Source organism: Pseudomonadota bacterium (assembly GCA_036141575.1).
Taxonomy (GTDB): Bacteria; Pseudomonadota; Alphaproteobacteria; order UBA2136; family JAPKEQ01; genus JAPKEQ01.
In genome coordinates, this window is sequence record JAYZXF010000018.1 from 1 (window position 1) to 12753 (window position 12753).

General features: G+C 43.5%; 13 protein-coding genes. 9 read left to right on the forward strand and 4 right to left on the reverse strand.

All coding sequences use genetic code 11. The features are described 5' to 3' along the window. The 5 genes from VX730_09130 to coaE all read left to right on the forward strand — a co-directional run. Positions 1–218, forward strand: a 218-nt coding sequence (locus tag VX730_09130; protein ID MEC9292550.1) for an alanine dehydrogenase, incomplete at its 5' end; no start/stop codon positions are given. 69 nt (positions 219–287) lie between these two features. Further along, positions 288–1820, forward strand: a complete 1533-nt coding sequence (locus VX730_09135) for a YifB family Mg chelatase-like AAA ATPase (GenBank protein ID MEC9292551.1) — start codon at positions 288–290, stop codon at positions 1818–1820. A 92-nt stretch (positions 1821–1912) separates the two neighbouring features. Then, positions 1913–2311, forward strand: coding sequence for an SH3 domain-containing protein (locus VX730_09140; GenBank protein ID MEC9292552.1), 399 nt, complete (start codon positions 1913–1915; stop codon positions 2309–2311). Continuing rightward, positions 2304–2918: a Maf family protein gene (locus VX730_09145; GenBank protein ID MEC9292553.1), complete on the forward strand. Its 615-nt coding sequence runs from the start codon at positions 2304–2306 to the stop codon at positions 2916–2918. Before VX730_09140 ends, VX730_09145 begins: the two co-directional genes overlap by 8 nt. After that, complete coding sequence (coaE, locus tag VX730_09150; protein ID MEC9292554.1) at positions 2915–3514, forward strand: dephospho-CoA kinase; 600 nt, start codon at positions 2915–2917, stop codon at positions 3512–3514. Before VX730_09145 ends, coaE begins: the two co-directional genes overlap by 4 nt. Here the strand turns inward: coaE and mnmE are convergent. After that, positions 3491–4852 (reverse strand): tRNA uridine-5-carboxymethylaminomethyl(34) synthesis GTPase MnmE, encoded by a 1362-nt coding sequence (gene mnmE, locus VX730_09155; GenBank protein ID MEC9292555.1) that lies wholly within the window; start codon positions 4850–4852, stop codon positions 3491–3493. The two genes, coaE and mnmE, sit on opposite strands and share 24 nt — an antisense overlap. Before the next feature lie 59 nt (positions 4853–4911). Here mnmE and mutM point away from each other — a divergent pair, with 59 nt between their 5' ends. From mutM to VX730_09175, 4 genes are all read left to right on the forward strand, one after another. After that, positions 4912–5733 (forward strand): bifunctional DNA-formamidopyrimidine glycosylase/DNA-(apurinic or apyrimidinic site) lyase, encoded by an 822-nt coding sequence (gene mutM / locus VX730_09160; GenBank protein MEC9292556.1) that lies wholly within the window; start codon positions 4912–4914, stop codon positions 5731–5733. A 95-nt stretch (positions 5734–5828) separates the two neighbouring features. Then, positions 5829–6872, forward strand: coding sequence for a tRNA (adenosine(37)-N6)-threonylcarbamoyltransferase complex transferase subunit TsaD (gene tsaD / locus VX730_09165; GenBank protein ID MEC9292557.1), 1044 nt, complete (start codon positions 5829–5831; stop codon positions 6870–6872). Further along, positions 6872–7882 (forward strand): NAD(P)H-dependent glycerol-3-phosphate dehydrogenase, encoded by a 1011-nt coding sequence (locus VX730_09170; GenBank protein MEC9292558.1) that lies wholly within the window; start codon positions 6872–6874, stop codon positions 7880–7882. Before tsaD ends, VX730_09170 begins: the two co-directional genes overlap by 1 nt. Next, entirely contained in the window at positions 7863–8642 is a 780-nt protein-coding gene (locus VX730_09175) for a hypothetical protein (GenBank protein ID MEC9292559.1), read from the forward strand. Before VX730_09170 ends, VX730_09175 begins: the two co-directional genes overlap by 20 nt. A gap of 57 nt (positions 8643–8699) precedes the next feature. Here the strand turns inward: VX730_09175 and gyrB are convergent, their stop codons facing one another. The 3 genes from gyrB to VX730_09190 form a co-directional block, all read right to left on the reverse strand. Then, positions 8700–11156: a DNA topoisomerase (ATP-hydrolyzing) subunit B gene (gene gyrB, locus VX730_09180; GenBank protein MEC9292560.1), complete on the reverse strand. Its 2457-nt coding sequence runs from the start codon at positions 11154–11156 to the stop codon at positions 8700–8702. Between the two features lie 129 nt (positions 11157–11285). Next, positions 11286–12350, reverse strand: coding sequence for an AAA family ATPase (locus VX730_09185; protein MEC9292561.1), 1065 nt, complete (start codon positions 12348–12350; stop codon positions 11286–11288). Between the two features lie 66 nt (positions 12351–12416). Then, the gene (locus VX730_09190; GenBank protein ID MEC9292562.1) at positions 12417–12725 is read right to left on the reverse strand and encodes a hypothetical protein; all 309 of its coding nucleotides are present in this window, start codon (positions 12723–12725) and stop codon (positions 12417–12419) included. Between the last annotated feature and the right edge of the window lie 28 nt (positions 12726–12753).

Consider the following 12753-nt stretch of genomic DNA (forward strand, 5'->3'; position numbering starts at 1 on the left):
CCAGCCATGAGGCGCCGTATTATGTTGAGCATGGTGTGATTCATTCTGCTATTACCAATATGCCAGCTGCCGCACAGCTTACAGCCAGTGAAGCGCTGTCACATGCGATTACACCATATGTGTTGATGCTTGCAGATGACAAATGGTCTGAAAGCTTGAAAGAAGCCATTAACGTGAAAGATGGTCAACTTATGATTGACACAGCACAAGCTTCTTAAAGCTAAAACGAATAAGAGAAAGCCGCAGTTATGCGGCTTTTTTCTTTTGTCTTGCTATAAACAGACAAAATGAACATAATGCAGGCCATGGTTGCAAAAATTCAAACAATCAGTTTAGAAGGTATTCAAGCTTCATCTGTAGAGGTGGAGGTTCAAATTGCGCCAGGTCTTTCAAGTTTTCAAGTGGTTGGTTTACCAGATAATGCCGTTAAAGAATCAAAAGACCGTATTCGTGCAGCCTTTTATAGTTGTGGTGTTGCGCTGCCAGCTAAACGTATTACCGTAAACCTTACGCCTGCACATGCCCATAAATCTGGGAGTCATTATGATTTTGCTATTGCTGTAGGTCTTCTTACCGCTCTTAAAATTGTACCGTTAGATATGGCTCGGCAAGCTCTTTATATGGGTGAACTTGGCTTAGATGGTACGCTTCACCCGGTGCCAGGTGTTCTTCCAGCTGTGCTCCATGCCATGCAAAATGATATTGAGCAAGTGTTTGTACCTGCAGTGAATGCACCTGAAGGGGCATGGTGTGAAGATGTTGCTGTGATGCCTGTACGTAATTTAACAGAGTTTTTAAGCCATGTTTCAGGTGAGGCGCCTTTACAGCCTTTGGTGCCACAGAGTATCTCAACTCAAGATATTAAAATTCAAGACAACTTCAGTGATGTGAAAGGCCAATATGCTGCTAAGCGTGCTATGGAAATAGCAGCAGCAGGTGGGCATAACCTGCTTATGTGTGGGCCTCCCGGGTCTGGTAAAAGCATGATGGCAAGCCGTTTCCCAGCTCTTCTTCCAAATATGAAAACAGAAGATGTTCTTGAAACATCTATGATTCATAGTATTGCAGGACAGTTAACAGGTGGTTTGAATTTAAAACGCCCGTATAGGTCTCCGCACCATAGTGCTTCGGCTGTTGCACTCAGTGGGGGTGGGCATAAAGCACTACCTGGTGAAATGTCTCTTGCGCATAAAGGTGTGCTTTTCCTGGATGAGCTTCCTGAGTTTCCACGAAACGTACTTGAAACATTGAGGCAGCCTTTAGAGAGTAAAGAGATTACAGTATCTCGTGCTAATCATCATGTGACTTATCCAGCATCCTTCCAGTTTATTGCTGCCATGAACCCTTGCCCTTGTGGGTATATGGGAGATGATACGCAAGTATGTCGCTGTTCTCCGCGCCAAATTGAGTCTTACAGAGGTAAACTTTCAGGACCTCTTATGGATCGTATTGATCTTCATGTTGGTGTGGAGGCTGTACCCATTGACGCACTTACGGCAGGAAGCAAAGAAGAGCCTACAGAGACTATAAAAGCGCGTGTTTTACGTGCAAGGCACCGCCAAGAGGAGCGCTACAAGGAAAATGGTTATAGTTGTAACGCAGAAGTAGGGGCCGGAGATGTTGAGCATTATATGCCATTATGTCAGCAAGGGCTTACTCTCTTAAACAAAGCTCATGAAAAATTTGCGGTTTCTGCTAGAAGCTTCCATAGAATTGTCCGTGTGGCGAGAACCATTGCTGACCTTGAAGGGTGTGACGCAATTGGCCCACAGCACGTTGCTGAATCTCTAGGTTACCGCTATCGCCCCTATACAGGATAGGCCTTTTCCTGCATAGTTAAAGAATGCGGGTATTAGGGATCCTTTTCTTATGTTTTTTATATGTTGTACCGTCCTTTTCTGAAGGGCGCCCTTTGCCGCGTTATGCCAGCCTAAGAAGCTCAGAAGTCAATGTGCGTACAGGCCCCGGTACACAGTTTCCTATTCTTTGGGTGTATCGTCGCTCTGGATACCCCGTCAAAATTATTGCAGACTACGATTCATGGCGCCAAATTGAAGACGAAGATGGTGAGCAGGGTTGGGTCTATAAAGGGCTTCTTTCATCAACACGTACTGTGACTGTACAAGGAGCAGAACCAGCAAGACTGTTTAGAAAGCCAGATGGTGTAACGGTTTTAAATTACCTTGAGCCAGGTGTTATTGCTTATTTGCTTCAATGTAACCCTATTCTATGTAAGGTTAAAGTGGATGGCCGTAAAGGTTGGGTGATGAAAGAGAAGCTCAGTATGGTTGAGGAGTTAAACAATGGCTAAAATTCAGCTGAATATCCCTCTTATGATGGCGTCTACCTCTATTTTTCGCAGGCGCATGCTAGAGGAAGTGAAACTGCCTTGTTCTTTTGAGAAACCATTGGATGAAGAAAACGATATTAAAGGTAAGGTGAGGCATCTTCCTTTCCCTGAACAGGCATTGGCTTTAGGAGCCTACAAAGGCCAAACTTTGAGTAAAAATCACCCAGATACTTATGTAATCTCAAGTGATCAAATGGCGGTATGTGAAGGTAAGGTTTATAGTAAACCTAAATCTTTAGAAGAGGGTGTAGAGCAGCTTATGGAGCTCTCTGGCAAAGTGGTTGAGCTTCATACCGCTGCAATCATTCAAAAGAGCTCACAGACAGTATGGTCTCATGTAGAAACCCCAAGAGTTCAAATGCGAAAATTCACCGAAACAGAGGCGCTTTCATATTTGCAAATGGAGCCAGAAGCCCTGTATTGCTGCGGAAGTTGCAAGCTTGAAGGCACTGGATGTTACCTTGTGCATTCTATTGATGGAGACCCTTATACGATTCAAGGCTTACCAGTCAACGCCCTTATTAATTGGCTCATGGAAGAAAAACATGTGGAGCTGGTTGCATCATGATTGTTGGGTTAACAGGTGGTATTGCAAGTGGTAAGAGTACAGTTGCACGTATTTTGAAAGAGTTTGGTGCTATTGTGTTAGATGCAGATGCTCAAGTAAGAGCTAACCAAATGATTGGTTCTGATGGGTATGAGAAGACCAAAGCCATTGTTGGCGAAGACTGTGTGTTAGAAAGCGGTGCATTTGATAGGGAAAAAATCCGAAGTAAAATTTTAAAAGATTCTACTATTCTTGACGCTCTTGAGGATAACCTTCATCCAATTGTCAGAGATTATTATGCAAAAGCCCTTAAAGATGTAGATACAAAAAATGATCTCGTTATTTTAGATGTGCCATTACTGATTGGTTACCCTACAGAGCTCTTGTGTGAAAAGATTGTTGTGACTATTTGTGCGGATGAAGAGGAGCGTAAAAAGCGTGCTTTTGACCGTGGCGGTATGTCAGAAGAGTGGTGGCAGTTTATTACCTCACGTCAACTCACAGCAGATCAGTTTAGAGATCGAGCGGATTATGTCATTCCGACAGAGTGTTCTATGGATGAAACCAAAGAGCATGTGAGGAAACTGATAAGCTTACTTACCAATACAGAAGCTTGAGAAGACCACGTCTAGCACGTCCTCACTACCAGTTTTCCCTGTAATATCTCCAATAGAGTGTGCCGCCTCACGTAAGTCTTGTGCGATGAGATCGCTCAAGCTGTAACGCGCATCAGAAGCGTTTTGCAAAACTGAAAGGGCGCGATCAAGGTGAGAAACTGCAAGCTCAGCAGCCTTTCTGTGACGTTCCCTGGTAATGAGTTGGCTATTCATATGGGCGCCATACTCTTTTTGAATCATAACTTCAAGTTCTTTAAGAATGACAGTCAGTGCAGTTTTTTCAGTAAGGTTTTCAAAAATGGAAACACCTGTTTCAGGTAAAGTGACATCACCTGATTGATCTTTCTTAGAGAAGACAGTAAGGAGTTTATCTTTTTTGTGTTCTGGAACTTTATCCAAAACAGAGAGGTCCATATCATCTGCAGCAATAACCGCAATAATCAGATCCGCTGAAGAGATACGCGCTTCTGCTTTTTCAACACCGATTTTTTCAATCACATCTTCTGTTTCACGAATACCTGCGGTATCTGCAATCGTTACAGGGAACCCGCCAATGTTAAGTCTTTTCTCAACCACGTCGCGCGTTGTTCCTGCAATAGGGCTAACAATAGCAGTGTCCTCACCTGTCAGAAGGTTAAGGAGTGTAGATTTACCAGCATTAGGCTTCCCGACAATACTGAGGGTAAACCCGTCACGCACACGCTCACCAAAGTTATTATTTAGGGCTGAAGTGAGTGTGTTGTGCATGGCTTCAATTTTTTGTCTCACGCCTGCATCTTCTAAAACATCAATTTCCTCATCTGGAAAATCAATAGCTGCTTCAACGTGAGCCAGCATATGTAGGATATCTGAGCGCCAGCCTTCAAATAGAGATGTGCTTTCTCCCTTAAGTTGGGTGAGAGCTTGTTTACGTTGAGCTTCTGTTTCACTGGCAACAATATCTGCAATACCTTCAGCTTGCAGGAGACTCATTTTTCCGTTCATAAAAGCACGACGGCTAAATTCACCCTGAACTGCAGGACGAACATGTTCATGCGCACACAGCGTTGTCATAATTTTTTCAATAACAGCCATACCACCATGACAGTGAATTTCAACAACATCTTCACCTGTAAAGGAGTTTGGACCTTTAAAAGCAAGCACAAGAACTTGGTCAATTTCTTCGCCTGAATCATCTTTAAGTGTACAGTAATGAGCATGCCTTGGTTTAAGGCTACTTGTAACACTGACCTTATTTAAGGCATCAAGGGCGTGTGGGCCTGAAAGACGTAGAATAGCAACCCCTGCGGCAAGAGGGGCAGTAGCAAGTGCGATAATCGTTTTAGAGTCATGTAGCATGCCTTGTGTTATAAAGAGATTTGTGTTTGTATGCAACCTTTAATGAAAGAGTTTAATGGATGCCAGAGCTGCCTGAAGTAGAAACCGTTATGCGCGGTATGGAAAAAGAGATGTTAGGAAAAACCCTAGATAGGGTTGCTGTACATATTCCTAAACTTCGTTGGGAGGTTCCTGTTGAACTTAAAAGCATTAAAAATGAAAAAGTTAAAGCATTTAAACGCCGCTCTAAATACGTACTTATTTATTTGGAGAGTGGGCGTATTATCATTATCCACCTTGGAATGAGTGGCCGTATACTGTTTGGAAGTGAAAAATCGCATACAAAACAAAAGCATGACCATATAGTGTTCTATTTTGGGAATGAGCAAGTTGCCATTTATAATGATCCAAGGCGCTTTGGTATGGTGGACTTAGTTGATGAAAAGGCTCTTGATGACAGCCATTATATGAAAACCTTAGGCCCTGAGCCTCTAGGTAATTGTTTTACAAAAGATTACTTCTATAAAACCCTACAAAATAGCCGTTTAGCGATAAAAACAGCTATTATGCAACCAAGGGTGGTTGTTGGGGTCGGTAATATCTATGCAAGTGAGTCTTTGTTTGCTGCTGGGTTAGACCCAAGGATACCTGCAGGAAGTTTAACACAGGCTCAGATGGATACATTGCATACATGCATTGTAGAGACTTTAAAGGATGCCATTGAAGCAGGTGGCTCTACTTTGAAGGACTATGTTCAGGCAGATGGGTCACTTGGTTATTTTCAACACTCCTTTAAGGTATATGGGCGTGAAGGGGAGCCATGTAAGACTTGTAAAAGCCCTATAAACAAGGTAGTTTTAAACCAAAGGAGCACGTTCTACTGCCCTAAATGTCAAATATAATGAACGACTTAATTTAGGTGAGTGTTTATTTACTTACAGTTTTGGCGAAATATGACCATGGGTTGTGCCCGTATAAAGAAAGAAAAATAGTTTAAATGAAGACAGAGCGTATTCTTGCTATTGAGAGTTCATGTGATGAAACCGCAGTTGCACTTGTTGATGTATCAATAAGTGATGAAGGTGTATTCACAAGTTCGGTGATCTCAAGCAATGTTCTGAGTCAAATTGATACCCATCGCGCATATGGGGGCGTTATACCAGAAGTTGCATCAAGGGAGCACTATGAAGCCCTCTCAGGGTTAGTTAAGAATTGTATTCAATCTGCGAGTGTTGAGTTGAATACAATTTCTAGAGTGGCAGCAACAGTTTCACCTGGTCTTGTGGGTGGGCTTTTGGTTGGAAGCGTCTATGCAAAAAACTATGCCTTTGGTTTGGGTGTGCCTTTTTCAGGTATAAACCATATTGAGGGGCATGTGCTTACTGTTGGCTTAACAGATGAACGCCAGCCTCCTTATTTGGTACTTCTTGTTTCTGGTGGGCATTGCCAATTTGTTTCGGTAAAGGGTATTGGTGAGTATGAGCTTATTGGTAAGACTGTGGATGACTCTGTAGGAGAGTGCTTTGATAAAGTTGCTCAAATGTTGAATCTTCCATATCCGGGAGGCCCTGAAATTGAAAAGCTTGCCATGAATGGCAACCCTGAAGCTTACGAGTTACCAAAACCAATGCTCCATAATGGTCTGGATTTTTCATTTTCTGGTTTGAAGACAGCTGTGCGTCAATTGATTGACTCTGTAGATATGACAGAGGAAGTAAAGACTGATATCTGCGCGTCTTTCCAACAAACAGTCGCTGACCTATTTGCACATAAGCTTAAAAAAGCTCTTAAAGAAACAGGCCACAATGCTTGTGTGGTTGCTGGTGGTGTTGCGGCAAATAAAACAATTCGTGCAGCGCTTGATACAGTGTGTCAAAATAATGAAGCTAAATTTATCGCGCCTCCGCTTAAGCTTTGTACAGATAATGCGGAGATGATTGCCTATACAGCGGGTGTGCGCGCACTGCTTGGTGCTGAAGACTCAGAAGCTGCTGTAAAGCCACGTTGGCCATTAGAAGATATGAACTGGAGATATGCCTAATGAAAGTTGCTGTGATTGGAGCTGGGCAATTTGGTGTTGCACTTGCCCATGAGCTTGCGCTTTCAGGTCATCATGTAAATTTATATGGTAGAGATAGGGATGTGTTTTTAACATGGTCCTCAAATGGTAAGTTTACCGGCCTATATGATGATCTTAGCCTTCCACGTCTTCTATCATTAAGTACTGACATGTCAGATGCGATTCGTGATGTGGATGTCATTTTATCTGTGGTGCCTTGTGCGGCAAACAGATCTATCGCTTTACAATTGGCACCGCTTTTAAATGAAGGACAGAAGGTTGTTCTCTGTTCTAAAGGGTTTGCTAATGAACGTGGAGATTTTCTGACAGATCTATGGAAAAGGCACGGTGTTCCAGAAGAACAGCTTCTTGTGCTTTCAGGCCCTGGCTTTGCAAAGGAAATTATTGATGGACAACCAACTTGCGTGTCACTTGCCTGCACAGATAAAAAGAACCTGCTTTCAGTAGGCTCTTTATTTTCTGGTCGTAAATTTAGACTGTATTACACAACAGATATTATTGGTGTGCAGGTTGCTGGCGCCATGAAGAACGTATTTGCTATTCTTGCAGGCCTTGTAAAAGGTTTAGGTTATGGGGACAACGCTTCTGCGGCGCTCTTGACGATGGGCCTTAGAGAAATGAGCATGGTTGTTGAAGCTCTTAAAGGAAAAAGAGAAACCCTTCTTGGGTTTTCTGGTGTAGGGGATCTTCTTCTAACTGCGACATCTCTGCAATCACGGAATACGCAATTTGGTGTAGCCCTCGCTAAATATGCAGATAAGGATAAAGCCGTTGCTGAAGTTGGTGCTACAATTGAAGGGATTGCGACTGTGGAGAAGAGTTTAGCGCTTGCGAGCCGTCTAAGCCTCAACCTTCCACTTGTGGAAGGTGTACATAGTGTGATTAGAGGGTATATAAAGGCAGAAGATCTTATTGATATTCTGTTTGATCAGGTAAGAGAGTTTGAGACACATGAAAAGAATCCTATTTAGCATCTTAGCAGTTAACCTTGTTTGGAACTTTAGCGCTGCCGCTCAAATTAGCTTAGATGAAGAGTTGGTTGATAAAACGGCTCAGGAAACATCTAAAATTACAATTCGCGTTCTTTTTGAGGGGGAGAACTTTCCTTCTTATACGTGGGATGTGCCGCAGCCTCAAAAGCCGATTCTTTTTACATGGTTAAAAGACATGGCTCGTGGCGATATTGATCGTGATCCTGTTTTGGCTGTGCATGGTAAAGTAAAAGAGTATCGTGGCCTTGAGATAGAATTCTTTGATTATGATGGCGGTAAACTTGAAACGATTACACTTTATAACGAGCTTGTGAAGAATGACTTTGGCGATATTCTTTTCCGTGATCTTGGCCGTTACTTTGAATACTGGGTGTGGAGTACAACAGATGTATTTGAGCTCCAAGATGTTGCAGCAAAAGTTCTCCCTATTTATGCGTTTGAGCAGTGCTTACGCCTAGGTAATCCTATTATTGAGACATACCCACGCCAGTGTTTGCTTGCTGATGGTGATATCTTCCTTGAAGTAAATGAAAAACCAACGCTAGAAGCGCTTCTGATTAATAACTTTGATGATTGTTTAGAGAAGGGGCAGGCTTTGATTAACACCTTCCCACGCCGTTGTGTTGCAGCTGGTGGTCACGTTTATACTGAACCTCCACGTCTTTTCACAACAACGAAGCGTCGTGAAAACACAGATAAGAAGAAGCCAGAAGGCCGGGACATCTATAAGTTAAACTAGATGATTAGATAAAGAGAAGCGCCCGTAAAGGGCGCTTTCTTTTGTAGGCGTAAGGGATTATACGTCTAGGTTCTTTACGTTCAGGGCGTTGTCCTGAATGAAGTCACGACGAGGTTCTACAACGTCACCCATGAGCATTGTGAAGGTTTCATCTGCCTTCATGACATCGTCAATCGTTACTTGTAGTAGTGAACGGTTGTCAGGGTTGAGTGTTGTTTCCCAAAGTTGGTCAGCGTTCATCTCACCAAGACCCTTATAGCGCTGTAGGTTCATACCTTCACGGCCTTTGGCAAGAACAGTGCTTACAAACTCATCAGGCGTTGTAATAGGGTTCTCAGTTGATTTGTATGTGTAGTTTCCTTCACCAAGTAGAGTCAGAACTTCGTCCTTCATCTTAATAAGGCCACGCATGCTTGTGCGGTCTAGGTGGTTTGGTGTCAGTGTAACTGTCTCTGTAAGACCTTCTTTCTGGCGAGAACATACAATTTGGAAACCATCCACTTCAAAGGCTTGAACCACTAGGCTCCATTGCTCATTGCTTGCTTCTGTCTCGTTAAGGATATCTACAAGCTTTCCTTTAAGCTTTTCAGCATCAGCTTGTGTCTTCAGGCTGTTTGCTTCAACACCAGCTTTAATGAGGCTGTATGTGAAGTTTTTAGTCAGGCCGTAACGGACACTGTTTTGGATCGTGTTTACGTAACCAGAGATCTTCTGACATGTGTGGAACGTATCTGTTAGGTCAGCACCACTACGTTGTTCACCATTTGCAAGCGTTAGCACAGCACTGTCTAGAGCCAGTGTTGAGAGGTATTCTTGAAGCTCTTCATCATCCTTAATGTAAACCACGCTCTTACCTTTAGCCACACGGTATAGAGGAGGCTGGGCAATAAATAGGTGGCCAGCTTCAACAAGGTCCGGAAGGTTACGGTAGAAGAATGTAAGAAGAAGCGTACGAATGTGCGCACCATCGACGTCGGCATCGGTCATGATGACAATCTTATGGTAACGGAGTTTTTCAATATCAAACTCGTCTTTACCAATACTTGTACCCATCGCTTTAACAAGCGTACCAATTTCTTCGTTCTGGAGCATACGGTCAAAACGTACACGCTCAACGTTAAGAATTTTACCACGTAGAGGAAGGATCGCTTGGAAGCTACGGTCACGGCCTTGCTTGGCTGTACCACCGGCACTGTCCCCCTCGACAATGTAGATTTCACATTTCTCAGGCTTACGAGACGAACAGTCTGCAAGTTTACCTGGAAGGTTTGCAACATCAAGGGCACTCTTACGACGTGTCATTTCACGGGCTTTACGCGCCGCTTCACGTGCAGAGGCACTCTCTACAACTTTTTGAACAACAGCTTTCGCAAAGTCAGGGTTCTCTTCAAAGAACTCTGCAAGCTTTTCACCAACAACGTTCTCAACAACACCACGTACTTCACTTGAAACAAGCTTGTCTTTTGTTTGAGAGCTAAATTTAGGGTCTGGAACTTTAACACTCAGTACGCATGTAAGACCTTCACGAGAGTCTTCACCGCTTAGAGAAACTTTGCTCTTTTTCATAAGGCCAGATGAGTTTGCATAACCGTTAATGATACGTGTCAGCGCAGCACGGAAACCTTGTAGGTGCGTACCACCATCACGCTGTGGAATGTTGTTTGTGAACGGGAATACGTTCTCTTGGTAACCATCGTTCCACTGAAGTGAAATTTCAACACCAACGCCGTCCTTTTCGCCTTCCATGTAAATTGGAGCTTCAACAAGGGCGTTACGGTTACGGTCTAGGTGTTTTACGAACTCAATCAAGCCACCTTCGTAGTGAAGAACAACTTCTTTCATTTCTTCTTCACGGTGATCCTGAAGGCGGATTTTAACACCTGAGTTTAGGAATGAGAGCTCACGCAGACGCTTTTCGAGCGTTTCAAATGAGAACTCAGTCGTTGTAAAAATTTTATCAGATGGGATAAAGGTAACTTTAGTACCAGTCTCGTCCGTTGTACCAACTTCTTTAAGAGGGAAGGCTGCTTCACCCATGTTGTACTCTTGGTGCCATTTTTTGCCACCACGGTTAATGTCTAGGTATAGGAAATCAGAAAGGGCGTTTACAACAGAGACACCAACCCCGTGTAGACCACCTGAAACTTTGTATGAGTTGTTATCAAACTTACCACCCGCGTGGAGCTGCGTCATAATTACCTCTGCCGCACTTACGCCTTCTTCTGGGTGCATGTCTGTTGGAATACCACGACCGTTATCGCTGACTGATACGCCGCCATCAGCGTTAAGAGAGACAACAATGTCATCACAGTGGCCAGCTAGGGCTTCATCAATGGCGTTATCAACAACCTCGTAAACCATGTGGTGAAGACCACTACCGTCGTCTGTGTCACCAATGTACATTCCTGGGCGTTTACGTACGGCATCAAGGCCTTTTAGGACCTTAATCGAGTCTGCGCCGTAATCTGGGTTATCTACTGGAACTTGTGGTGTATCTGTCATCGCTGTCGCCATATCTGTCATTGTTCTTTTTTCCTTAAACCTATTGAAGATTTACATAGGCTAAAAATATAGCACAAACGGCTAAAATTCGCTTTTAAAAAAGCAAAAAAGAGACGGAAAAACAGAGGTTTTGCCTAAAAATTAGTCAAGAGTGAGGGTGCCGTTCTCAACTTTGCAGAAAAGGGCGTCGGAAATGTTCTCAAAAGCGGCTTTTTCAGTCCCTGTCATCCAGATTTGCGCACCGTATTTTGTGAGGGCTTCGAGCATCATGTTTTTATTCTCTGCATCAAGGTGTGCAACAAACTCATCAAGTAGAATAAGGGGTGCGTTACCTTTTTGTTTATGGAGGAGCTCCGCGTGAGCTAGAAGCACATCAAGCAGTGCTTTTTTGTGCTGCCCTGTCGAGGTGCGGTTGAGCCTGTTACCTGCTGGTAGGAATGTGCCAACCACATCTGTGCGGTGTGTGCCAAAGTGTGTGCTTTGGTAAATGCTGTCACGCTTTCTGTGGCTTTGCCATTTGCTGGCAATATCTGTAGCACCCATACCTTCTAGAATAAATTTATGGAGTGGACATTCAAGTTCGAGTTCTACAAGAGAGAGAGTTTCAGCAAGGGCCTCAAAGTAATTCTTACGGTTGATAGCAATCTGGTAAGCAAGCTCGCTCGCCATGTGCTCTTCAGCGCCAATCCAATCGCTGTCTGCGTTTTCTTTAAGAAGTTTAAGACGATTTTTAATGTGGGTTTTGTAACGGTTGATAAGCGCACCATGGTTTGGGTAAAGTCCAAAAACGAGGCGATCAAAGAAATCACGTCTTGGCGCAGCGCCATCATGGAAGAGGCGATCATACCTTGGAGTAAACCAAACAATATGGCCGAGCCGTGTGAGGTCTGTTTGATGCTCTACAATATCTCCGTCCAGCATAATCTTACGGTCTTTGCCATCATAGGACATGCCGAGAGAGAAAGATTCTTCCCCACCTGTAAGTTCACTGTATAGGCCCCAAGAGAGGGAACCATCTTGGACTTGTTCAGCGCGTTTGGCTTTATGGATACCAAAGCCTGGTGAAAGAAGAGAGAGGGCTTCTAAGATGTTTGTTTTGCCGGCACCGTTTTCCCCGTACAACACAACATGGGATTTCCCTTCTGTTTGAAGGTCCAAACTTTCAAAGTTTCTAAATGTTGTGAGTTTAAGGGTGTTAATATGCATAGAGGCACTGTAACAAAAGCAGCCGTATAAGCAAAGCCCCGCAAACTGCGGGGCTTTAAATATCGATTAAAAGAGAAAGGCACAAAAAATCAGCAGGCCAATCACAGCAAGGGCTTTTTGCAGTCGAGGCTGAAGCTTTGTTTCAACTTCTTTCAGCATATCTTTGAGCATTTCAAGAACCTCTTCTTGAGACAGCTCGCGCCCTTCCTTTTGTTCAAGAGCTTTTTTGAGTTGAGTGAATTCCTCATCGTCTTCTTTGATGATGTTTGGGTCGGTAATGTATTTTGCACCAAATTTTATGGTTTTAATGCCAGCCCATACAAAGAATGCGTAGATCGCAGCACAAAGTGCAAGAATGATAAATAATGTGGTCATGATAACCTCCAAAAGGAAAGAATAAAGA

What these genes read in the sequence shown, in the direction of transcription:
- VX730_09135 (MEC9292551.1), top strand. Translation starts at nt 288, where the DNA reads ATGAACATAATGCAGGCCATGGTTGCAAAAATTCAAACAATCAGTTTA.
- VX730_09145 (MEC9292553.1), top strand. Translation starts at nt 2,304, where the DNA reads ATGGCTAAAATTCAGCTGAATATCCCTCTTATGATGGCGTCTACCTCT.
- coaE (MEC9292554.1), top strand. Translation starts at nt 2,915, where the DNA reads ATGATTGTTGGGTTAACAGGTGGTATTGCAAGTGGTAAGAGTACAGTT.
- mnmE (MEC9292555.1), bottom strand. Translation starts at nt 4,852, where the DNA reads ATGCTACATGACTCTAAAACGATTATCGCACTTGCTACTGCCCCTCTT.
- mutM (MEC9292556.1), top strand. Translation starts at nt 4,912, where the DNA reads ATGCCAGAGCTGCCTGAAGTAGAAACCGTTATGCGCGGTATGGAAAAA.
- tsaD (MEC9292557.1), top strand. Translation starts at nt 5,829, where the DNA reads ATGAAGACAGAGCGTATTCTTGCTATTGAGAGTTCATGTGATGAAACC.
- VX730_09170 (MEC9292558.1), top strand. Translation starts at nt 6,872, where the DNA reads ATGAAAGTTGCTGTGATTGGAGCTGGGCAATTTGGTGTTGCACTTGCC.
- VX730_09175 (MEC9292559.1), top strand. Translation starts at nt 7,863, where the DNA reads ATGAAAAGAATCCTATTTAGCATCTTAGCAGTTAACCTTGTTTGGAAC.
- gyrB (MEC9292560.1), bottom strand. Translation starts at nt 11,156, where the DNA reads ATGGCGACAGCGATGACAGATACACCACAAGTTCCAGTAGATAACCCA.
- VX730_09185 (MEC9292561.1), bottom strand. Translation starts at nt 12,350, where the DNA reads ATGCATATTAACACCCTTAAACTCACAACATTTAGAAACTTTGAAAGT.
- VX730_09190 (MEC9292562.1), bottom strand. Translation starts at nt 12,725, where the DNA reads ATGACCACATTATTTATCATTCTTGCACTTTGTGCTGCGATCTACGCA.